The sequence below is a fragment of the Pseudomonadota bacterium genome, assembly GCA_039193195.1.
Taxonomy (GTDB): domain Bacteria; phylum Pseudomonadota; class Gammaproteobacteria; order Steroidobacterales; family JBCBZW01; genus JBCBZW01.
The window spans coordinates 82,857-104,522 of sequence record JBCCWS010000014.1; the positions used below are offsets into that span (position 1 = coordinate 82,857).

17 protein-coding genes are annotated in these 21,666 nt (G+C 65.4%); 7 read left to right on the top strand and 10 right to left on the bottom strand.

The annotated features are described in order from the left end of the window. The first annotated feature begins 165 nt into the window (after positions 1-165). Genes AAGA68_13355 through AAGA68_13365 form a run of 3 tightly spaced genes read left to right on the top strand, consistent with a single transcriptional unit; the run spans position 166 to position 5,564 of the window. Complete coding sequence (locus AAGA68_13355; protein ID MEM9386046.1) at positions 166-1,713, top strand: hypothetical protein; 1,548 nt, start codon at positions 166-168, stop codon at positions 1,711-1,713. Continuing rightward, positions 1,714-4,581, top strand: a complete 2,868-nt coding sequence (locus AAGA68_13360; GenBank protein MEM9386047.1) for a hypothetical protein — start codon at positions 1,714-1,716, stop codon at positions 4,579-4,581. A gap of 47 nt (positions 4,582-4,628) precedes the next feature. After that, positions 4,629-5,564, top strand: a complete 936-nt coding sequence (locus tag AAGA68_13365; protein MEM9386048.1) for a hypothetical protein — start codon at positions 4,629-4,631, stop codon at positions 5,562-5,564. A 49-nt stretch (positions 5,565-5,613) separates the two neighbouring features. On the opposite strand, the gene AAGA68_13370 is transcribed toward AAGA68_13365, so the two are convergent. The 4 genes from AAGA68_13370 to proC form a co-directional block, all read right to left on the bottom strand. After that, the gene (locus tag AAGA68_13370; GenBank protein ID MEM9386049.1) at positions 5,614-5,979 is read right to left on the bottom strand and encodes a hypothetical protein; all 366 of its coding nucleotides are present in this window, start codon (positions 5,977-5,979) and stop codon (positions 5,614-5,616) included. Continuing rightward, on the bottom strand, positions 5,976-6,245 hold the full coding sequence (locus AAGA68_13375) for a hypothetical protein (GenBank protein ID MEM9386050.1): 270 nt from the start codon (positions 6,243-6,245) through the stop codon (positions 5,976-5,978). The genes AAGA68_13370 and AAGA68_13375 overlap by 4 nt, the downstream gene beginning before the upstream one ends. Before the next feature lie 326 nt (positions 6,246-6,571). Beyond that, positions 6,572-9,058: a DUF305 domain-containing protein gene (locus tag AAGA68_13380; protein MEM9386051.1), complete on the bottom strand. Its 2,487-nt coding sequence runs from the start codon at positions 9,056-9,058 to the stop codon at positions 6,572-6,574. Between the two features lie 192 nt (positions 9,059-9,250). Next, the gene (proC, locus tag AAGA68_13385) at positions 9,251-10,072 is read right to left on the bottom strand and encodes a pyrroline-5-carboxylate reductase (protein MEM9386052.1); all 822 of its coding nucleotides are present in this window, start codon (positions 10,070-10,072) and stop codon (positions 9,251-9,253) included. A 75-nt stretch (positions 10,073-10,147) separates the two neighbouring features. Here proC and AAGA68_13390 point away from each other — a divergent pair, with 75 nt between their 5' ends. Continuing rightward, the gene (locus AAGA68_13390; GenBank protein MEM9386053.1) at positions 10,148-10,585 is read left to right on the top strand and encodes a hypothetical protein; all 438 of its coding nucleotides are present in this window, start codon (positions 10,148-10,150) and stop codon (positions 10,583-10,585) included. A 244-nt stretch (positions 10,586-10,829) separates the two neighbouring features. Here AAGA68_13390 and AAGA68_13395 read toward each other — a convergent pair whose 3' ends face one another. The 4 genes from AAGA68_13395 to AAGA68_13410 form a co-directional block, all read right to left on the bottom strand. Continuing rightward, complete coding sequence (locus AAGA68_13395) at positions 10,830-13,553, bottom strand: hypothetical protein (protein MEM9386054.1); 2,724 nt, start codon at positions 13,551-13,553, stop codon at positions 10,830-10,832. Positions 13,554-13,678: 125 nt separating this feature from the next. After that, positions 13,679-14,224 (bottom strand): TetR/AcrR family transcriptional regulator, encoded by a 546-nt coding sequence (locus AAGA68_13400; protein MEM9386055.1) that lies wholly within the window; start codon positions 14,222-14,224, stop codon positions 13,679-13,681. Positions 14,225-14,348: 124 nt separating this feature from the next. Beyond that, on the bottom strand, positions 14,349-14,603 hold the full coding sequence (locus AAGA68_13405; GenBank protein MEM9386056.1) for a hypothetical protein: 255 nt from the start codon (positions 14,601-14,603) through the stop codon (positions 14,349-14,351). Between the two features lie 21 nt (positions 14,604-14,624). Next, positions 14,625-16,229 carry a cation:proton antiporter gene (locus tag AAGA68_13410; protein ID MEM9386057.1) on the bottom strand — a complete coding sequence of 535 codons (1,605 nt, stop codon included), beginning with the start codon at positions 16,227-16,229 and terminating at the stop codon, positions 14,625-14,627. A 360-nt stretch (positions 16,230-16,589) separates the two neighbouring features. Here AAGA68_13410 and AAGA68_13415 point away from each other — a divergent pair, with 360 nt between their 5' ends. Further along, positions 16,590-17,231, top strand: a complete 642-nt coding sequence (locus AAGA68_13415) for a DUF6436 domain-containing protein (protein ID MEM9386058.1) — start codon at positions 16,590-16,592, stop codon at positions 17,229-17,231. A 258-nt stretch (positions 17,232-17,489) separates the two neighbouring features. On the opposite strand, the gene AAGA68_13420 is transcribed toward AAGA68_13415, so the two are convergent. Then, positions 17,490-17,972 carry an LEA type 2 family protein gene (locus AAGA68_13420; protein MEM9386059.1) on the bottom strand — a complete coding sequence of 161 codons (483 nt, stop codon included), beginning with the start codon at positions 17,970-17,972 and terminating at the stop codon, positions 17,490-17,492. A gap of 115 nt (positions 17,973-18,087) precedes the next feature. Here AAGA68_13420 and AAGA68_13425 point away from each other — a divergent pair, with 115 nt between their 5' ends. Together AAGA68_13425 and AAGA68_13430 are read left to right on the top strand one after the other, a co-directional pair. Then, positions 18,088-18,240 carry a hypothetical protein gene (locus AAGA68_13425; GenBank protein MEM9386060.1) on the top strand — a complete coding sequence of 51 codons (153 nt, stop codon included), beginning with the start codon at positions 18,088-18,090 and terminating at the stop codon, positions 18,238-18,240. A gap of 182 nt (positions 18,241-18,422) precedes the next feature. Next, on the top strand, positions 18,423-20,975 hold the full coding sequence (locus AAGA68_13430) for an ATP-binding protein (protein MEM9386061.1): 2,553 nt from the start codon (positions 18,423-18,425) through the stop codon (positions 20,973-20,975). Here the strand turns inward: AAGA68_13430 and AAGA68_13435 are convergent. Continuing rightward, entirely contained in the window at positions 20,972-21,391 is a 420-nt protein-coding gene (locus tag AAGA68_13435; protein MEM9386062.1) for a MarR family transcriptional regulator, read from the bottom strand. The genes AAGA68_13430 and AAGA68_13435 overlap by 4 nt on opposite strands. Positions 21,392-21,666 lie beyond the last annotated feature (275 nt).

Sequence of the window (21,666 nt, forward strand, 5' to 3'; positions counted from 1 at the left end):
TGCGTCGGCGGGTCCCACCTAACCGTCCGCCCATCTGTCGGCATGTCCCGCTCACCCAACACCCTTGAGGTCGTAGAACCTCAATCAGCGCTAGGGGCTACTGATAGACTCAAGCCGTCGCGCTAGCCAGGGCGACGCGCGCTCAATCGCTCGAGGACATCGCCAATGGATGGGTTCCTGCCGCTGATCGAGGCGTTTCTCGCCTTCGCCCTGACCATGCTGGGGCTAGCCACTGCAGTTGCCGCGCTCACAGGCATTTGGCAGCGCGCCTTCCGATGGCGCGCCGCAATACTCCGCGAGTCCCTGGTCACTCTGTACACGAGCAAGATCGCCCCGCTGCTCGGTGGCGGATCGGACAGCGCCACGAGAGAGAACGCTCTGGCCGAGTTCATCGTCGAGATGACGATGCTGCCGGTGGCCTACCACGAGGCGCTACCGAGGGCGCAAGATGAGGTGAGCCCCGCATCCACCAGCGGGGCAAACGACACCCAACTGCGCCCACCCCTAGATGCGCAGACCGGTTTACGGGCACGGCGCATCGACCGAGTCCAGCGCTGCCTCGGGGTGCCCCGAAGCCGGTTCCTGCTAATCCGCCAGTTCTTTCGACTGCAACGGGCCTGGCGCGGCTGGCTGGCCTCACGCTACGCGGTGGAGAGCCTACCCGAGCCACAGTTCGCGCGCCGTTTCGCCGACTCGACCATTGGCCGGGCCGTTGCGCACACGATCGGGCCCGGGCGATGGGATGCCTTCGTAGAAGACCTCACGGACAGCTACAGCGCCATCGGCGTTGGCGCCACGGAGGAATTCACCCGGCGCTGCCGCGTGTACACCGTCGCTACGTCCTTCGCCCTGGTCTTCGGCGTCAACGTCGATGCCTTCGATCTCCTGAACCGCTACCTCACCGATTCGGACGTGCGGGCCAGCGTGCTCGACCAGGAAGAGACACTGCTCGCCAACGCTACGGTAAACCCGGCGGCCGACACGGACGGAGCTCGGCAGGCCCGAAAGCCGCCCGCCGCTCAACGAATGCAATCGGTCATTCAATCGCTTCGCGAGGTCGCGCCCACCGAGGACGCACGCAAGCTGGTCGACGAGCTCGAGGGCCTTCGAGGAGAAGCCGCCCAGGAGTTCTCAAGGGCCAGTGATGCAAGCCGCCGCGTGGCGAGCGAGCTCGTCGACAACTTTCCCATCGGCTGGAACCGCTACCCCTACTGCGATGATGGCTACCTGACCGATCCGCGCTGCCTGCGCGTGGTCGCCAACGCGGCTCGGCGGACGAGCACGCTGGCCGACGCCGAGCCGGTAAACAGGGTCGACCCGGCCACCAATGCCCCATCCTCGCAATGGCAGGTGTTCCGCACGGTCGTCGGCCGCACCTGGCGAGTCGACGCCGGCGGCATGGTGAAGTGGTTCCTCGGCGTGATCTTGGCCGGGCTGATGGCAGGGCTCGGCGCACCCTTCTGGGTGCGCGTGGTCAACCGAGCCCTCGAGGTGCGCAGCGTCGTGCGGTCGCGGGGTAGCGATGCAGACAGGACCAAAGCCAGCGCCGAGACCAGGGGCGAACCCGCCGCGCCCACCCCCCCTCGACCCGCCGACCTGGTGCTTGGCACGGCCGCTGGCGTCGACCTCGCAGACGCCGCCGCCATCGCCCGTCAAGCCGCCGATGAAGCCCTGGGGAAAGCGACGCGCGACGCTCGCGCGGGGAGCCGATAGATGACTGTCTCGATGAACGTTGTCGCCGCGGCCCTGTCCGTCGCTCGCGGTCTCGCGCGCCTCACCGATCGGGTGGACAACCTGCGCGCAGAGAGCGCCGCCCTGCGCGCAGACCTCGCTCTGCGCGACGCCGCCCTACTGCTACCGCCGTCAGCGCCGAGCATGGTCGGCTCACTCCTCACGCACCTGCGCGATACGGCTAATGCGCAGCCAGACCCCCTAGGCGATGAGCGTGCGGCGCTGGATGCGCTCGTTCGCCGCGCCGATGCCACCGAACCCGAACTGCTGGCGGCTATGCAGGCGCACCTACCGGACGCGATCACCTGGACCGTGTCTGATCCCGACGGTTCCTTCCGCCAGCGCCTACACGCCCAGCGCAGCGCCTGGAACCTGGACGATGCGGACATCCTGCGCGCCGCTTACTACCTCGAGCCCGGACAGGACGAACGGCAGCGATCCACCCCGTGGCGCATCGCCGTGGCCGTGATCGAGGTGGCCGCCGAGCTCGCCCTGGAGAACGCCGACGTCCTCCTGCACGATGCCGCCCTGCGGCCGGTAATCGAGGCGACGCTCGCACGCTTCGCCGACCCTGAGGGCGGCCTGGACGCCACCAGTGGCCCCGGCAAGCTCCTGCGCTACGTGCTGCGCGCCACTCTGAACGGCGCCCTCGACCACACGGAGTTGCTCGGTGAGCGGATCGATGGCGGCTGGGTACCGGGCCTGCTCGCCGTGCTGGCGAACGTGCGTGACCAGCAGGGCGAAGACTTCGTGACCGGCCTCGTGCGCGGCGAGGGTTACCCGCAACTGGTCGCCTCGCTGCTCGATCGTCGCGTCGCTCGCCTGAGTGACGACGATGCCTCCGCCTTTGAGCAACTCGCTGGCGACGTGCTGCGCAGCGCCGCCGACACGATCGGCACCCAGGCGAGCTTCGAGGGCTTCCTGCAAGCGCACTGGAGCGGCCTGCTCGAAGGCACCCTCGATGCCGTGCAGGCCAACGGCGCCGTGCTCTTGAGCGACGCGCGACCGGCCGCCCGCGTCACCCTGCTGGCGGCCATCGACACGCTGGCCGGCCTCGACGGCCGCGACGTGCTGCAGGTCTCCACCCTCACCGCTGCAGTGGAGACCGCGATCGGGGCCGTGGCCGCCGATCCCGTGCTGCTCCAGGACGAGAGCAAACGCTCCGCGTGGCTCAACGAACTCCTGCGCTCGCTCGCCGATATCGCCGCCGACGCAGGACTCGCCCAGGTGCTCACCCCCGGTGGTGTGCAGTCGCTCCTGCAGAGCACCCTAGGGTCGCTCGCCACCCATCCCACGCTCGCCGGGCGCGAAGATCGCTTCATCTCCCAGGCGCTCACCCACATCCTTAGCGAGCTCGCCGTTGCCCCGACCCTCGGTCGCGACATGCTCACGCAAGTGGCTGTGGATGGCGTGCTCGGCACGATGGCGCAGCAGCCCGACCTCCTCGGCACCGACTATCCCGTGCTGATCGGCCGCCTCGCCGCAAGCCTGGCGGACGCCTTACAAGACGGTAAGCTCAGCCGCGAAGACAGCCGCGCCCTGCTCGTGGTGGCGGTGGAGCGGGCGGCCGAACAGGGCAGCACGCTCGGCGGTCGTCACACGGATGTGGTCAACGCCTCCCTGCAAGCCTTGCTGGACGCCCTACGCTTGCCGCAGACCCGCTTGCTCGACAGCGCAAGCCTGCGTCGGGTCGCCGGCGCTGCCCTGGATAGCGTGCTCGCCCGACCGGATCTCTTCGCTGGCCAACCGGCCCTGCTGGCCGCCGCCGCCGAGGCGGTGGTCGAACAGGTGCTCGGGCGAGATCTCGCGCGCCCGAGCTTGCGCTCCCTGGCGGGAGCCGCCGTGGAGCGCGTCCTCGTCACCTTCGCCGCACGACCGGAACTGCTGGCCCACGGTCGCCACGGCCCGATCATCGCCACCGCCGCGGGCGCCCTGGGCCGCGCGATGGAAGACTTCTCCCTCTCCCTGGACGAAGCGCGCGCCATCCTCGATGAGCTGATGACGCTCGCACTCGAGACGCCATGGAACTTCGGCGATGACGACGACAGTACCCTCGCCCAGGCGCTGAGCGCCTTCCTAAGGGTATTGCTCGCCGAGCACCGCGACCTGATCAGCCGCGATACCGTGGTGGACGCGGTGCGCGCGGCGCTCGCCGTGGTGATCGCCGATCCCGAGCTGTTCCGTCACCGACCGCAGCTCCTCGCGGACGGGGCGCGCGCCATCCTCGCCGAGGTGTTGGTCGATACGCGTCGCATTCCCCCCTTTGCGGACCTGGCGAGCGCCGGTGTGCTCGCCCTGCTCGAAGGCGTGCAGGAAGCGCCCGGCCTGCTGGACACGCGCCATCCGCGCATCGTCGCCACCCTGGCGGGAGGACTCGCCGAGGCCCTCGCCTCGCGACAGCTGACCGGGGAACAGGCCCGCAGCCTGCTCATCGCACTCACCTTTGCCCTTCGCGAGGATGTGGCCGTGTTCGCCGATCGCGAATCCCTTGCGAGCAAGCTGCTCGCGCGCTTGCTCGACCGACTGGTCACCGGCGCCGAGGGCGAGCTGCAATTCAGCGGTGAGACCCTGGTCGAGCTGATCGAGGCCCTCATGAGTGCGGTGGCCGCCCATGGCCTGGCGATCCTCGGCGCTGACCCCTTGGATACCCTGCTCGAGCGCTTCGACATGGCCCTAGAGGCCGCCCTGCGCGAGGCCAAACCCTTGCTTGGCCGCCTCCTGGAGCTGCGCGAGGCTGCCGTGCTGGTGGCGCAGGTGGTGCGACGCTGGGCCCAGGGCGGCGTGCACACCTTCGACAATCCGGAATTCGCTCGCCTGGTGGGCGAGATCGCTCAAGAACTGACCCAGTAGTCACGCGACACAAGCCGCGGTGCGCCGCATCGCGCGAGGGAATCGACATGTTTCAGGAAAACGCCCATCTCGTGTGCCTCGCCGGCGCCTGCATCCTCGCCGGCAGCCTCAGCGGCTGCGTGACCACCGAGCAGGTGGAGGCCATCGTCGAGAGCTCGAACGCCTCCGTCCTCAGCCTCGTCGAGAGCTCGAACGCCTCGTTGGATACGCTGGTGGCCAACGCGGACCGCGACGCGATCGACGCGGTGAGCACGGACGCCACCTTGCTCCCGGAGGGCAGCGACGGCGACGACGCCTGGCTGGCGAGCGTTGAACGCATCGATCGCTTCATCGCCGATCACCCCCAGGCGCAGGTGGTGAACAACACCTTACGGATACGTCAGGCGTCGATCCTGATGATGGCGAAGCAGCTGAACCTGGCCGCCGCCGTGTTCGATGAGGTGAATCCGGACATCGCCCTCAACCCGCGCGATCGCGCCGTGTACGACGCCCGCGAGCCCCTGCTGTTTTGGTACAACCTGTCGGGATCCTTAGATCGCAGCCAGGCCAATGCCATTCCCGGCCACCTGGCGACCCTCGCCGGCGTGGCCGATGGGTTGCCCGCGGACCTCGCGGCCCGACGCTACCTGGAGCAGGTGCGCGTGCGCATGGCCCTGCGCCTAGGGCGGTCGATCACCCGCGCCCAGCCGCTGATCGACGTGCTGGAGGCTCCCTTGGCCCGCTATGGAGACACCTTCGACGGTGCGCGGGACACGGTGCTCGCCTGGCATACGGACAGCCTCGACGGTAGCGCCGCCGTGAGCCAGCTGGCAAGCCTGCGCTGGTACGACTACGTCCCCTGCGCCTACGAGCGGGCGAACCGCTTGCTGGCCGAGACCTGCGGCCTGGAAGCGCAGCTGGGAGAGACGCCCCCCGCGGCATGCGCCTCGTCGTTTACGCCCGACTGGCTGGCGTCGGTCGACGCGACCGGATGCGCTGACTGAGCGCCCGGCTCCAACACGAGTGCGAGGCCAATAGCAGGCCACTTCACGCTCATGGCGGCACCACTTCGAAGGACACGATCTGTGTTCCCGCTTCGCCGCTGATGCCGTTATAGGTGAGCGTGTCGACCCCCTGCCCGCCGTCGAAGAGCACTGCGCCCTCGGTATCGACCCGCGTTCCGCTGGCCACGTCTTCGCCGGCGCCCAAGCGCAAGTTGATGTCGCCTAGCCCCAAAATATCGGTCATCGCCACGACATCGTTCCCATCTGCGACACTTACCTGCAGCACGTCCGTGGCAGCGAGAAACTCGACGCGAACAGCATCAGCACCCACGCCGGTGCCGAGCGTAAGCGTTGCTAACGCCAACACATCGCTCATGGTGACATTATCGTCACCGTCGAGGGTGAGCACGCTCAACGCGAGACATTCACCTCGCGTAGCGTAATGGAGTCGTTGCCCGATGATCCGACGATGCGCACGTTTTCCCCAGCGAAGAAATCGCTGACCGTCGCGTCGAGGGAGCCTTCACCGCTGATGATCTCAAGGTCGGTGCCAACCCTCCCACCGATCGACACGCTATCGTCGCCTGCACCCGTATCGACGAGCAAACTAGTAGCGATCCCCTGGGAATCGTCGGAGAGCACGAACAGATCATCGCCCGGCCCCATCTCGACCATGATCAAGTTCAGAGCCTGCGGGACCAGTCTAAGCTAGTCGGCCCTCTCACCCATATCGGCCCGCAGCACTCTTACCGGCCCCGGCGGTATCAGCGCGGAACGTCCGTTGATGCTCGTGACTGCGAAGCCGAAGATGAAGTCCCTGCGGGCTGTATCTCCACGAACACGAGCGCATTGCTGTCACCATCGCCTAGCAGAGTTAGCTTTCCCTGCGAGTAGACTGCGCTGACGTCGTTAGCAAGCAGGGGCAGAGGTAGTGCGAGCAGCACACTCGCGGCGACGGCCGCCTTGCTGTCGTCTCTATGCCGAACAACAGGTGCTCACAAGCTGACCTAGTCGGTGCCGATAGCGGCCGACCGCTGCGCTAGCAGCGCGGCCAACTCGCCCAAGGTACGCGACAGGCTCGCCAGGCGCTCGGCATCTAGGCCGGTCAGCTCATCCTCTTCCGGAAAGCGGCTCACGAGATCACTCAGCTCACTCGCAAGCGCTGGGTTCCCCCCACTCGCCAGCGCCGCCTCGGCCTTGATCAACAAGTCCGTCACATCGCCGGGCAACACCCCGGTGGGCTCGAGCTGCTCCACGTAGGCCTGCGCCACCACCGGGACCGGCGGCCACGTTACGGGCATCTGCTGCTGGGGATTGAAGAGGCGGCGCGGGCCGAAGGCGGGGCGTGCCAAGGCGGCCGCGGAGATCTCCGCTTCACTAAGATAATCACTAGGCGTGAGCTTGAGCACGTCGAGGCCGCGGATGATCTCTGTGCCGTAGATGTACCCCTCGTAGAAGTACACCGACCAAAAGCCGCCCGTTACCAACTCATCGGCGATGATCGGCCCGCGGTCAAAGTAGGCGATCTCGACGGGGTTTGCCGAGTCGGTGAAGTCGATCACGGAGATGCCGCCCTGGTACCAGGCCTGCACGAAGATGTCGCGACCCGGCACGGGCACGATGGAGCCGTTGTGGGCCACACAGTTCTCCGACTCCACCTGCGGTGCCGGCATCTTGTAGTGGCTGCGGTACTCGAGCTTGCCGCCGACGATGTCGTAGATAGCGTCGGCGCCCCAGTCCAGGGGATCCCAGGCGCGGCAGCGCGGGCGAGAGCCGCCGCCCCACTCGTCCGTGAACAGCACCTTGGTGCCGTCGTTGTTGAAGGTGGCGGAGTGCCAGTAGGCGAAGCCTTCATCGGTGACCACGTCGAGGCGCTTTGGATTGATCGGATCGCTAATGTCGAACAGGATGCCGTTACCGGAACAGGCACCCGCCGCGAGCCGCTTGGCGGGGAAGACGGTGATGTCATGGCATTGGTCCGTGCGACGGGTCTCCTGCGTGTCATCGCCGTGATCCCCGCCACGCCACAGGCCCGCGAGCACGCCCGTTTCTGGATCAGCGAAGACCGTGGGGCTGGCGACGATGCGCGACGCGGACGGATCTGCCACGGGAATCTCGATCACGTCGATGCGGAACAGGGCCGTGCGGTCATCGCCGGGAATGTCATCGACGCAGCCTTCCAGCTCGTCTTCCTCACGCACGGAGGAGGTGCCCGAGTTGTAAACGATGATCTTGCCGTCCGGTTCGGGACCCGTGACCACCGAATGGGTGTGTGAGCCGCGGCAGGTTTGCACCGCGCCCACTTGCACGGGACGGGTGAGGTCGGAGATGTCGAAGATGCGAAGGCCTCGAAAGCGCTCATCGCTTGGCTCCGTGCCGACGCCCTGAAGGCCGCAGTCGAGGCGCCCGCGCGTTTGCTCGACGGACATGATCAGCAAATCGCCCACGATGGACACATCGCCCTGACCGCCGGGGCAGACGATCGAGGACAGGAGCCCGGGCACACCGCCCTCACCGATCCGATAGACATTGAACCCGTGGTAGCTGCCGGCGACGAGCACATCCTCGCGGAAAGCCATGTCCGTGTTGGAGAAGCTGAGCATGGGGTAGCGACGATCTTTAGCCGCTTTCTCCACTGGCTTGCCGACCTCCTCTTCTTCCTCCGTGGCTTGATCGCCAGCTTCAGCTGCACCGCCTTTGGTCTCCTCTTCGTCCTCCGGCTTCTCTGACCCCCGGCCAGCGGGATTTGCAGGGTCAAGGAAGCCGACAGGCTTACGTAGCGAAGCCACCATCTCGAGATTGAAGATCGCTTCGCCCGCATCGGTCAATCCGGCCGATAGGCCGGCCCGCGGGTCGTCCGACAACCCGATGAGCAGGGCGTTCATGCGCTCGATCTCGACGCTCTGGTCGTTCGTGATGTCCGAGGTGTACTCGTAGAGCACGGGATCGTAGGCAGCACCTGGCTGCTCCAACAGCTCCTCAACCATCTTCACGGCGCCGTCGTGGTGGGGAATCATCAGCTGTAGGAACAGGCGATCGAAGGCCGTCGCCTTCGATGCGGCCAACTCCGCCATCTGCTCAGGCGAGGCCATGCCGGCCATGTCGTGGTGCGTGTGCATGGCGGCGTGGGCGCTCGGGTCCGGAGCGTCTTCGCCACGCTCGGCGAGCCAGGACTGCATGAAGGCGATCTCATCGGCCTGGGAGCCGTCGATGCGACCGGCAAGATCGAGGATGTCTGGGTTGTTGGTGCGCTCGGGCGCTAGACGCGACATCACCAGGGCCTGGTGGTGGTGCGGGATCATGTCCTGCATGAAGCGCACGTCGGCCGTGGAATAGGAGGAGTTGGCGATGGCGACGGCGGCATCCGGCGTCAGATTCTGGGTAGCGTCGCCGGGGGCGCCCGGCTGCAGAATCGGTGGCTCCGCCGCGAATGCCTCAGCGTAGAGCGAAATAAGGGCGGCCAGGGTCACCGAGCGAAGCAACTTACGTGTCATGAGAATCCATGCCTTAGGTAGAAAGAGAGTACGCGGGCGAGGAGCTGGCAATAAAGCACATTTCCCCAGCGGGCTGAAGGCACGGGCGACTATCGTTCCTGGCACACGCCAGTGAAGGCGTCACGTATCGGAGAGTTGGCGCAGGGCGCCTCCGGCGCTGCGCCCCGCGGCCCCCGCCCCGTCAGCCGTTGCCTAACGGCCTAACTCCCGACTGCGCTGTGCTGCCGCCGCCACGGTCGCGCGCACGAGCGGCGGTAGACCGGTTGCCCCATCCATGAGCACCTTGAGCCCTGCTTCGGTAGTGCCCTTGGGACTGGTCACGTTGATGCGAAGCTGCGAAGCCGTCTCCTCCGAGTGCTCGAGCAGAGCGCCGGCACCGGACACGGTGGCTCGCGCGAGTTGCATGGCGAGCGCTGACGATAGACCTTGCGCCTCGCCAGCGGCAGCCATCGCCTCCACCATATGGAAAACATAGGCAGGACCGGACCCGGACAGGGCCGTCACCGCGTCCATCTGCTCCTCCGCCTCCAGACGAATCACCTCGCCGATTGCCGACAGCAAGGACTGGGCCAGGGCGAGGTGATGCTCACCCGCAGCGCCATTGCCGATAATGGCGGTGATGCCCTTGCCGATCGCCGCCGGCGTATTCGGCATGGCACGCACGATAGGCGTGCCCGCACCGAGCCCTAGCTCAAAGCGAGCGAGCGGTGTGCCCGCTGCCACCGAGAGCATCAGCGTGTCACCGCCGCCGAGAGAGGCCAATCCGGGAAGCGCCTCGTCCATCATCTGCGGCTTGACAGCTAGCAAGGCCACGGCGGGCGACGGCGGGATGCGGTCATTGAGGTGCAGGCCTTGCTTGACCAGGCTGTCCAGCCAAGGCGACGGGTGAGGATCCGTTACCCACACTGCCGTGGCGGGCAGTCCGCCCTCCAACCAGCCAGATAGCATGGCCAAGCCCATCTTGCCGCACCCAAGAAGGTAGAGGCCCCGTTGGGCGATGTCTTGCATGCTCACTGAGCGCTCCTTTGCGTGCGGAATGAAGGGATCAGGATACCCTGTCCCCTCTCACTGCCGGCAAAGGAGATCTCGATGCGCCTGACACTTTCGCTGCCGATACTTGTTTTGTGCGCCCTTACCGTCGCCGCGCCGAGCCGTAGCGCGCAGCCCACCCCCCATGATGCCGACACCACCTGGACCTACACTTACCTCAAGGCGGCACCTGGCAAGCGCGCGGCCTTGCGCCAGTTCGTGGAGCAGAACTGGTTCGCCATGGATCACGTGGCGGTATCACAGGGCCTCTTCAAGGCTTACCGGCTAGGTGAGAACGCGGCCGCGGATGGGCAGGAGGACACGTGGGATCTCGTGGTCGCCGTCGAGTACTTCGCCGATCAGGGATATCCGGATATCGCCAAAGCCTTCGAGGGAATTCGCGCGACGCACAACACTCGCCTGGTGGACGGCCTCGGCTTTCGTGAACTCGGCACGGTGGTGCGCTCGGAGCGGTTGCGATTCCAAGCAGCCCCATAGGCCACGGACCACAGCGCCGCAAGGCGAAGCCATCACCCCGCCTGTCCCCGGCATCCACCACTCCCACCGGCAGGTGTCGTCGCCCGGAAGCACATGTGCCTTACAGAAAAATAGGCAATTTAGTGGACTTACAAGCCACTGACGATCGGCCGTCGGCGCGCAGCAGAAGGGGCTCCTGTCGGAGACAGCGCACGGGGGAAGGCGGCCCAGGGAAAATGCCCTGGGCCTGCGGTTCAAGCAAGCCCTAGAGGGCTTGAGCCGGCGTATCGTCGCCGTCGTATACCCCGTCTTCATCCCGATCGATACCGATGCGGGTACCGGTGCCGTTGGCGACCACGGTCAGGGTTAGCGGCGTGGTCGGGCTGGCGCGAGAGAGCAACTCGCCGAGCGTGAGCACTTCGCCCTCGCGATCCGCCTGGAAACGGCCCGCACCGTCGAAGAGATAGCCCCGCAGCTCATCCTCAAACAAGCCCTTTGCGGTGAGTTCCACAGCTCCTTCACGCGCCAGGCGCAAGAGCAGCACGAGTCGTTGGCGGCCGCCAGCCCCGAGCTGCCCAACGCGTGCAATCGTGAGCTGCTGGCCGACCGCTGCATGGCTGTCTTGGCTCATCGGGCCCATGGGCTCGTCCGTGTTGTCGCTGGCCGCCGGCAGCTCGGAACCGCTGAAGGCCAGCATAAAGGCGATCATGTCGGCAAGGTCCTGAGCATCCGCGATGCCCGGGAACCCGAGGCGGAAGAACTTCGATAGGGAATCGAAGCTGCCATCGTGGTGGAAGCCGAATCCTGCGTTGTTCTCTGGCTGCGTCGTGTCGAAGCCGATGCGCTCGTAGAGGTTTCGCAGATGGGGCACCTTGAGCGTGCGCTGGAAGTCACCGTCGATCGAGACGAAGCCGATGTGCGCCTCGCCGTTCGGTCCCGGGGGTATCTCGACGAGCTCACCGTTGTCCAGCTCGAGGTTGGGCCCGAGTCCAGTGGGCAAGGTATGACAGGTGGAGCAGGCGAAGGGCGCATCAGCACGGTTCGGCAAGATGAAGTTCTCCAGGCCGCGCTGGGCGTTGCCATTGGGCACGGGCTCGCCCTTCGGTAGCTGGTTACCGGCACCGAAGAAACCGTCTAGGGGCAGGTTGGTCGGCAGGGAGTTGTCCAACTCGCGATACGGGTTGGGCGGGAAGTGAATGGTGGCGAGGAAGTCTTCGAGGTCTTGCATCTCCTGGGCGTTGAGCGCCTCATCGTCGCCTTGCAAATTGACGAAGGTGGCGTTGAACACCTCGATCCCCGCACGATCACCGCGCCAGTGATGCGGCTCCTTACCGATCACATCTTGTAGGGTCTGGGTGACCATGGGTCCCTTCATGGGATGCCACTGGTCATCGAATCCGAAGCGCAGGCCGTTGTTCCAAGCGCCCTTGTTGGCGTCGGCCGTCGACTTCATGATGCCCGTCGGGTCACCGAGGTCCCACGCGAGGCGGTCCATGCGCGCATCGGTGTGACAGGAGGCGCACGCAGCTTGACCCAAGCCGGAGGTCTGGCGCGTGTTGTACAGATGCCGACGCCCGGCCCGGATCGCGGCGGGGGTGGGGTCGAAGAAAGCGGTGCGGGCGGTCTCCGTGAGCGCCGTAGTGTTGACGGTGGAGACGCTGGCATCGAACTGGTTCAGCACGTAGAGCTGCTCGCGCGCATCGTCCACCACGACGCCCGTTGGACCCTCGCCCACGTCAATGGGCTCGGCCAGCACGCGATCGCCATCACCGTCGAGCACCACCACGTTGTTGGAGCCGCGTCCGACGACGTAGAGGCGCGTTCCCTGCGCATTCCACGCAGCACCGCGAGGATCGCCCACGGAGAGATCACGCGTAGCCTGATCCACGGTGGAGCTCTCGTAGTCGAGGTGCGGATTGAGGTCCGTGACGGTGGCCTCGAGCGCCTGCGGATCGACCTGCGCGCGCAGCACGCGGATGAAAGTGCCGTTCAGATTTGGCTCGAAGCGAATCTCGTTAGTGCCGTCCGTGCCAACCACGGTGATCAGGCCGCTCTGCGGGTTCACGGTCATCGCCATATTGTGATTCATGAGACGGCGCACGTAGCGCACCTCAAGCGTGTCCGTGTCGATGACGGCGAGGTCGCGATCGGGCATGTCCCAGCCTTCGACGCGCTCGGAACGGCGCGAGAGGCTGCCGCTGACGAACTCGGTCCAGTCACCGTCGTTATCGTCCATCCAGCGCCCGTCCACGGCCTTCTTCACCAACAGGCTAGTACGCGGCGGCGCGGGATTATCGGGATTCATCGCCGGGCTGATCTGCATGCCATCATTCGGCACGGGTTCTTGGCCGCCGTAGGGCCCATCGTTATCGTTCAGTGGCAAGGCCAGCGCCGTGTGGCTGCCGGCGATGATCGTGGACGCGTTGCCGGACTCAAACACGGCCAAGTACACCTCACTACCGTCCGGGCTCACGCTGAGCGCACGGGGATCTTCGCCGTTAATCGGCACCTCAAGCGGGGGCGCCGCCAGGTTGCTTGGGTCGAACACTTGGACGAGGTTCGCTTGCGAACAGGACACGTAGGCGCGCACCGGGTCGCCTGCGAAGACGAGATCCGTGGGCTCATCACCGGTCTGCAAGGTGGCGACGACGCTGAGGCTGTTCAGGTCGACGATGCTGATGGAATCGGAAACGTGGTTTACCACCCATGCTCGGGAGTTGCCGCGCGTTCGGACGGTGACAGGGTCGATGCCGACGGGCACTTCACCGGCCAGGACCGGCGTGCCGGACTCAAGGCTGAAGACCTCCAAGCGACCGTCGGCCGTGTTTACTGCCAGCAGTCGCTCACCGTTCGGTGTCATCGTCAGCGGCGCGACCTGCGGCGTCTCGAAGTTGATAAAGCTTTGCGCCGATGCCAGCGACGCGGCGGTTAGCAGTGCCGCGAGCAGAGTGAAGCCGGCGCCCCGCCGCGTTCGGTAGTAACCCATCATGTTTGCCCCCCAGCATGTGTGTCGATGAATTCGTCGCCACGGTACGAATGCCGCAGCGTTCAGGACAGACGATACGCCTGGGAGACATCTTGAGTCAATGATGTCTCAAAAGAATCTAAAGTGTTTCATTGGGTGGGCGCGAGGCCCTGTGTGAGGGTGCGAGCTACGCGGCTGGCCGCGTCGTTCCGGGCCACATCGCCCGTGCCCACCGCGTGCCACCCCGCCCAGATGAGGGCATCGAAGGCGGTCGAGATCCAGCGATCGGGCACCAGGGGATCGAAGACGCCTTCCTCCTTCAGGCGTACTACCAGACTGTGCAAGCGCTCGGTCTGGTTGGCGTAGGCGGCGGCCACCTCAGGGTCACCCTCAAGGCCGACCGCACTCAGATAGTAGTAGCGATCCCCCAGAGGAATCACCGCTTCTAGCACGGCCTGCAGCAGGTCGTGGCCGCGCAGCTCGTCCACGTTCAAGTCCGCCACTGCCTCGTCACAAGCGCGGATGGCGTCCAAAGACACCTCTCGGAGCAGGGCATCTCGGCAGCTGAAGTGGCGGTGCAGGGTTGCCCTGCCGACCTGGGCTGCCTTAGCAACATCACCCAGGCTGGCGCCAGGGTTGGCGGCGAAGACTGAGATGGCGGCCTCGATGATGGCGGTACGGGTGCGGGCAGGCATGTCGGCTAGTGGGCGTCAGGTGGAATACAATTAGACTCGGATGATACAACGATGACTCATTTGAGCGGCCTCACGCAAGTGTGCCGCCGACCAGGCCGATACACACGAAGCGCGCGTCGGCCGATCACACAAAGATGTCCGCCAAAAACCAAAGCGACAAGCCGCCCCAGGTCAGCGTTGCTGCCCAGAACAAGACCGGCTGTACGGTGCGCCGAATGGGCGTCAGCAGGTAGCTCTCAGCGCGCAACAGCCCCGACACCATCCAGTAGGCGAAGAGCAAGCCCCATACCCAATGCCATTGTAAGGCTGTCGCCATGATCAGCAGCGCGAGCGTCGCCACCGACAAGACGGGAACTAGCACATCCGGGGCTCGCTTCACCTTAACGGTCCTCCCTGCGCACTATTGCGCCATCTCTTCCTCAGTCTCCACCAGCGCTGCAAACCCCGCGCCCGCCTCCGTCGACAGGTTGAAGACCATCGATGCGCCCGCCTCGGCGATCGCATCCACCTCATCCTCGAACTTGGCGGTGGCGGCGATCTCTCCGGTGAAGGCGTCCGCACGCATGCGCTCGATCACAGCCACGGTCGCTGCGCGGTTGGGCAAGGCGACCATGATTCTAAGGGGCACCGACGGCAGCACGAGTCGCTCCCAGAAGTCCGTATCGCTCGGATCCCCGGTGATGACCTCGCGCCCGGCACGACGGTGAAGCGCTTCGGTGACCGGATCGATGTCCACGCCGATCACCGTAGCGCCTTCACGGGCACGCATCGCATCGTAGGCCCCCGCCCCAACGCCGCCCATGCCGATGACCATCGTGCGGTAGGCGGACAGATCGATTCGATCGTCCTCCGGAATCCGTGAGCTGCGCTGCATGGCCTTGAAGTGCCCCGCGTGCCTCGCATAGAGCGGCTTGGCAAACGCACCGACGCCCGCGGCGACCACGAACGAGAGGGCCAGAGCGACCGCTAGGGCGACCAACCAGTCGGACGCGAGCCACCCATTGCCGACGGCGATGGCGGTGACGATGAGCCCAAACTCGCTGAAGTTGGTCAGGTTTGCCGAGGCGATCAGCGCCGTGCGTGCGCGCAGGCGGAACGCTAGCATCAGGGCGAAGAACAAGCCCCCTTTCAGCAAGATCAGCGGCGTCAACGCTGCCCCCAGCAGCAGCGTATCCACGGCCCACTCAGTGTTCAGACCGATCGACAGAAAGAAGCCCAGCAAGAACAGGTCCTTGAAGCCGAACAGGGTCTTGCCTACCTCATCCGCCTTGGCATGGGTGCCGATAAGCACGCCGAGGATGAGCGCGCCAAGATCGCCCTTCAACCCCGCCCATTCGAACACCTCGGCGCCACCGAGCGCGAGCAGCAACCCGTAGAGCACGAGCAACTCGCCATGACCGGCGCGCTCGAGCAGGGCGTGCAGCACCGAACGCAGGGGAACCAGCAGCAGCAGCGCAGCGGCCCAGGGAGAGGGTAACTTGCCCATGGACGCGGCTAGAAACATCACCGCGAATACGTCTTGGACGATTAGGATGCCGATCGCCACGCGCCCATGAAGGGCGGTCACCTCGCCGCTGTCCTCCAGTACCTTCACCACGAAGACCGTGCTCGAGAAGCTCATGGCGAAGGCCAGCAAGGTCGTCTGCTGCCAGCTTAACCCGGCCAATGCGCCGAGGCCGAAGCCGCCAAGCCAGAGGAACAGTAGCGCACCGAACAGTATCGTAAGGCTGGTATGGGCGAGGGTGACACCCCATACATGGGGACGCAGGAGCGTGCCCAGGTTGAGCTTTAAGCCGACGGTAAACAGCAGCAAGGTGATGCCAAGGTCCGACAGCTTCGCCAGCACTTCGCCGGAGGCACCGCCGTTGGCCTTGAGCAGAAAGCCCGCCGCGAGAAAGCCGACCAGCGGCGGCACGCCGACAGCACGGGCCGCCAGGCCGCACGCGAAGGCCAGCGCGATCCACACGATATCGCCGAAGGCGATTGCTACCCAGTCGAATTCCATTGCGGCGCCGGTCCGTCGGGCGAGTCGCCAGGACACATGCTACGCCAAGCTCGAGCGCTACTCCCAGCGCGAAGACTGCCTATTGACGAAGATCATCGGACCCTTGGCCCTGAGTCGGCACCCGCCTGCGGTACCCGCGACGCCACGGCGCGATGGTCCCACTGATGCCGAAGGCGGGCGGGAGGCAGGTCAGTGCCCGCCTCGTCATGCTCCTTATTTCGAGTAGTTGCCAATTAGCGCAGCAACAAACCTAAGCGTCGGACGCCGGGTATCGACCGGTCCACAAACGCGTGATTTCGTCTCAAGGCGGGTGCCAGCAACGCCGTTAATCGCAAAGGACCCGGTACGAGTTTGCCCCCTATGGCCGCCAACCCCGACACACTGCTCGACCCGCTGGCTACGCCTCCTGCGCGAAGCACCCAGCCCCTCGCCTGGATTCTGGCCCTGGGCTGGCTCCTGGTCGCGAGCGCGCTGCTGTGGGAGGTGGGCCCGGGCTCTGGGACGATATGGGCGTTCGACTCGAAGGAAGATCGGCAAGCGTTCGTGTTCGATCGCGACGCCGTCGCCCGCGCCCTCGCCACGCGAGCGGCCCTGCTGGTGCCGGCTTCCTACGAGGCGACGGTCTTGCATATCGCCGCTGAGAGCTGTCGCTGTGGTGCCCGCGGCAAGCCGCACCGCCAGCGCATCGAGGCTGCCTTCGCCGATCGCGGGGTGCGCTTTGTGACCATCGCGCCCGACACGCCCTTCTCCGCCGCCCTACGCGAGGCAGTACCTGCCGCCCCAGCAGCGGTGGTGCTAGATCGCACGGGGCGCGTGCTGTACGCCGGCTCATATTCGAACGACGACATGTGCCTGCCGCGTCGCGGCGAAGGGGCCGTCGAGCGCAGTTTGCACGCGCTCCTCGACGGCGAGACAGCGCCCATCTTCAACCCCCTAGGCGTTGGCTGCCTATGCCCGCTCCCTGGGGCCCAATCAAAATCATCAATGCACTGGACGCGGTAGATGCTCCATAAAAGACAGGGCAGGTGAAGACGATGATCTCGCGATGTGGATGCTGTCCGAGGCGGCGTCGGCCTAGGAGAGTGCAGACCTAGTGGGCCGCTTGGTAAATAAGGTGACGCTCAGTCTGCGTAGGGGCAGCGTCAGCAAGGCGCGTCGCGCAGCCAATGGCATCGCCATTGGCAAGCGATGCAACGCCGCGAACGCTGCCCCCTGGGCAGACCCGAAGGGCGAGTAGCACCTTATTTACCAAGCGGCCCACTAAGGAGCGCGCATCGCATCGAGCTCCAGCACGCCCTCCTCCTCGATCCGAATCGCCGGCAGTAGGGCGCTCACGTCCAGCCGCGCGGCCAGGCGCCAGCGGACATCCGTGTCCTCGCCTCGCAACATCCCGCTGACAAAGCGCACGCTGTCGACAACGTTCAGGGTGGCCGGCAGCACGATGTTCGCTTCGCCGTAGCCCTCCACCTCGGGCAAGTTGTTTGCCACGCCCTCCACCACCTCGAGATCATTCAGGAACAGGCGGTAGCTCATGCCACGCATGGAGAGCGATGACGCGTTCGGATTGACCACGAGCAGGTCGATCTCGAAACGCGGCACCAGCTGATTGCCCTGCGACGACAGGGGCCGCACGCCGAGCACCCGCACGGAAGGCGCTTCGAACTGAGGATTTAGGCTGGAGCAGCCGCTGGCCAGCGACACTAGGATGCCGAGCGTAAGAACCGAAAGTAGTGCGCATCTCATGCGCCGAGTATAGCCGCGCCTTCGTACTCAGCGCTGCCTTTGCAGGGATATCGTCGGCGGTAGCCTCCCATCGCTGGACACTGGCGGATGAGAGGATGCGGGCGCGGCCGGGCGCATGATTCCGACCTACTCGCAAGATCATAGCGCCGCCACCTTGGCGCGTTGGATGGGCATGGGCGAATCGAGCCTCGATGCGATGTTCCCGTACCTCACCAACTTCGAGGCGCGGGACCTCGACTTCATGGGCGCACAACTCGATAACACCTGACGCGTACGAGGCGCGCGTCTGCCGTAGACTAGGGGTATCGCTCGTCGACGGGGAACTCGATGCTCTCAGGATGTCCAGCGGTCCGAGGACGGACTCTCGGCCGCACCATCGCCCGGGCAGCGGTAAGCACGTTCGCACTTGTCTCGTTTGCGCTGCTCAGCCCCTGCGCGGGTGCTCAGTCCTTGCGTGAGCAGATCGATCTAACCCTCAATGGGCAGCTGGCCGTTGCGCAACGTTTGGAGGTGCTGGAAGAGGTCTTCGAGGCGCTCGAGGCGATCCCTGAGGTAGATCTGCAGCTGCTAGCCCACGCATACGGCGCGCGCGGCTACGCCTTCCTCGAGGCGGGCCGCCTCGATGAGGGCATGGCGATACTCGACGAAGGGCTCGCGCGCGTCCCTGCAAACCAAGCGCCTGACCAGCACATTAATCTGCGCTCCATGCGCGCGGCCATGCTGCTCGCGGCGGGACAGACGGAGCGGTCGGTTGGCGAGTATGAATCGATCTTCGAGAACTTGCCCGACACGGTGGACCCCGGCGTTGAGCTGCGCGCGCGCTCCAACTACGCAAACGCTCTGTTCGAGGCTGGTCGTATCCTGGCGGCCTCAGAAGTGTTACGCGAACTGATACCCATGGCCGAGGCCCAGGGCGATGACCGCGTGGCTCTCGCCCTCGGCAACAACCTGCTTGTGATCCTGATCCAACGTGGCTTGTACGACGATGCCCAAGAGTGGCTCGATCGTCTAAGCCACCTGCGCCAACGGCCAAACGACATCTCCCTAATAGGCTCCCTTCATCTACATGAGCTCGAGCTTCGGCGCATCTTCGGAGATCCAGAAGGAGCTGCCGAGGGCCTAAGGGAATTCGTGAGCAGCGACGCACCTGGCAACGCCTCGATCATCGGCAACGCCTACGAGTACCTCGGCGACGCGGAACGCGAGCTCGGCCGCCTAGACGCGGCGCAAGCGGCCGGTCGCCGCGCGATAGAGCTCCTGCAGAAGGTGCCGTGGGAGCTGCCGGAAGCCCGTATCTCCCTCGCCCGCACGCTCCTCGCCATGGGACAACCCGCGCAGGCCGAAGCGGTTCTCGATAACATCTCGAAGGCCGCGCAGCTCTCCCCCGCCCGCAGCAGCACCGTGTCCAGCCTGCGCCTGGAGGCACAGATCCGTCGGGCGGGGCTCGAGCGGTCTGCGACGGAACTGCAGAAGCTGCTGCAGGCGCTAGAAGACGATCGTCAGATCGACTCCCTTGACTACACGCGATACTACGACGCACGCCTGGAGGCCCAACGCCAGCAGTCGCAGATCGCCCATATGCACGAAGCGGAAGCGCTGCTGGCCGCCGAGGCTGGCGCTGCCGAGGCGCGTGCACGCGAGCTAGAAACCCGTCAGGCCGCCCTGCGCGATCATCGCAACCTGGTGATCGCCCTCATGCTGCTCAGTTGTATCGGTGTGCTCGCGGCGCTCTACAGCGTCAATCGTCGCGAGTTTCAGCGCAGGCTTTTGGAGGGGGAGCAACGGCGCAATCGTGCACTGAGCGTTGCGGTGGAAGAGCAAGCCGTGCAGCTGAAACAGCAGCTGCGCGAACAAGCGGAGATGGAACGCGCTCTGAACGACAAAAAGCACACAGAGCAGATCGGTCAGATCGCAGGCAACGTGGCCCATGACTTCAACAACCTGCTGCAGGTGATCTACTCAGCCAACGAAACGCTTGATCGCCAGCTCACCGACCCAGGCGCACGCGACATGCTGCGCGTGTCCAATCAGTCCGTAGGCTACGCGCGCGCCATGACGCATCAGCTGCTGGCCTACGCTCGCCAGCAGGAACTGGTGCCAAGACCCGTGGACGTAGTGGCCCTGCTGCGCGACAGTCGAACCTTGCTCCGCTCAGCGGTCGGCGAGGAGGTGTCGATCGAGTTCGATCTGCCCAAACGGGCGGTGGCGATGCTGGATGCCTCCAAGCTCACCACCGCGGTGTTGAACTTGCTGACGAACGCCGCGGACGCGATGCCCGCCGGCGGCTTGGTGCGGGTCACGGTCAGCCAACAGGCGTGCAGCGAGGGCAGCACCGAGGAATGGTCTTCCCTGGCGCCCGGGCAATACGTAATCATTCGCGTGTCCGACACGGGTACGGGGATGGACACCTCCACCCTAGAGCGGGCCTGCGAACCGTTCTACAGCACTAAGGCTGAGCACGCGGGCACGGGCCTCGGGCTAAGTTCAGTGTACGGCTTCGTCCGCCAAACCGGCGGTGATCTGCGCATCGCGAGCGCGCCGACCTTCGGCACTACGATCAGCCTCGCCCTGCCCGCTGCCTCCGGTGCGCCCGAGGACTGCGAAGCAGGTGAGGTGAGCGTTGAGTCCTCATTGACCGGGATGGGCGAACGGGTGCTCGTGGTGGAGGACAACGATCTGGTAGCCAGCTCCGTGTGCGCCGTGCTAGAGGGCATGTTCGCCTCGGTTCGGCGCTTGAGTTCAGCAGATGAGGCGATCGCACATCTGGCCGAGGGGCACGACTACGACGTAGTGCTGTCGGACGTTAGGATGCCGGGCGAGCACGATGGCTACGACCTTGCCCGTTGGCTGGAAGAGCATCGCCCGTCCCTGTCGACGATCCTCATGAGCGGCTTCAGCGACCACCTCGACGACGACTGCACTTTCCGCCTGATCCACAAGCCGTTCTCGCGCAACGAGCTGCGCGCAGCCCTACGTGCAAGGGAGCCACTAGCGCCGTCTTAGCCGATGTCCGTATCCACGTGCAGCATCGGTGCGGCATCGATACCTTCCGCGTCCATGAGCACGGCAAGGCGCTGCAGAGCGGAGACGATCATCGACTTCTCCCAGTCCTCAAGGGCCGCAAAGCGCTCCACGAACTCCTCCTGCAACAGGGCTGGCGCATCATCGAGCACCTTCTCCCCGGCATCGGTGAGTTCGGCGTGCACCACGCGCTTGTCTACATCGCTGCGCCTGCGCCGCACGAGGCTATTCTTCTCCAGCCGGTCGATGATCGTCGTCATCGTTGCCTGACTCAGGCTCATCTGGGTGGCGAGTCGGGAAATCGACACACCCTCCAGCTCCTTGATCGTCTGCAGCGTCAGCACCTGCGGGGACGTGAGCCCCGAGCCCTTGCGCAAGCGCCGTGAGTGCAGGGTCATCGCTCTGATGATCTTGCGCAGCGCGATCAAGACCGTGTTTTCGTCCGTCAAGCCAATCGCTCCTGAACTGGCGGTATGGAGATGCGGGCACTATACGACCGCACTCCGGAGAGGGGAACGAGCGGACACATCGCACCGCGCGCCCCAATCAACAGGCGAATGCCGGGCAGTTGGGCCTGAATGCGCAACCGAAAAATTCCTTCGGACCGAAATCTTTTTCCAACTCCGCCCGCCACAATGACCTTATCTTACGTAAACAACTACATGTTTTTGCG

Bases quoted from the DNA above. Each gene is read 5' to 3' on its own strand.
- AAGA68_13420 (MEM9386059.1), bottom strand. From the start codon at position 17,972: ATGAGATGCGCACTACTTTCGGTTCTTACGCTCGGCATCCTAGTGTCG.
- AAGA68_13360 (MEM9386047.1), top strand. From the start codon at position 1,714: ATGACTGTCTCGATGAACGTTGTCGCCGCGGCCCTGTCCGTCGCTCGC.
- AAGA68_13390 (MEM9386053.1), top strand. From the start codon at position 10,148: ATGCGCCTGACACTTTCGCTGCCGATACTTGTTTTGTGCGCCCTTACC.
- AAGA68_13355 (MEM9386046.1), top strand. From the start codon at position 166: ATGGATGGGTTCCTGCCGCTGATCGAGGCGTTTCTCGCCTTCGCCCTG.
- AAGA68_13400 (MEM9386055.1), bottom strand. From the start codon at position 14,224: ATGCCTGCCCGCACCCGTACCGCCATCATCGAGGCCGCCATCTCAGTC.
- AAGA68_13435 (MEM9386062.1), bottom strand. From the start codon at position 21,391: ATGACCCTGCACTCACGGCGCTTGCGCAAGGGCTCGGGGCTCACGTCC.
- AAGA68_13425 (MEM9386060.1), top strand. From the start codon at position 18,088: ATGATTCCGACCTACTCGCAAGATCATAGCGCCGCCACCTTGGCGCGT.
- AAGA68_13365 (MEM9386048.1), top strand. From the start codon at position 4,629: ATGTTTCAGGAAAACGCCCATCTCGTGTGCCTCGCCGGCGCCTGCATC.
- AAGA68_13380 (MEM9386051.1), bottom strand. From the start codon at position 9,058: ATGACACGTAAGTTGCTTCGCTCGGTGACCCTGGCCGCCCTTATTTCG.
- AAGA68_13395 (MEM9386054.1), bottom strand. From the start codon at position 13,553: ATGATGGGTTACTACCGAACGCGGCGGGGCGCCGGCTTCACTCTGCTC.
- AAGA68_13410 (MEM9386057.1), bottom strand. From the start codon at position 16,229: ATGGAATTCGACTGGGTAGCAATCGCCTTCGGCGATATCGTGTGGATC.
- AAGA68_13415 (MEM9386058.1), top strand. From the start codon at position 16,590: ATGGCCGCCAACCCCGACACACTGCTCGACCCGCTGGCTACGCCTCCT.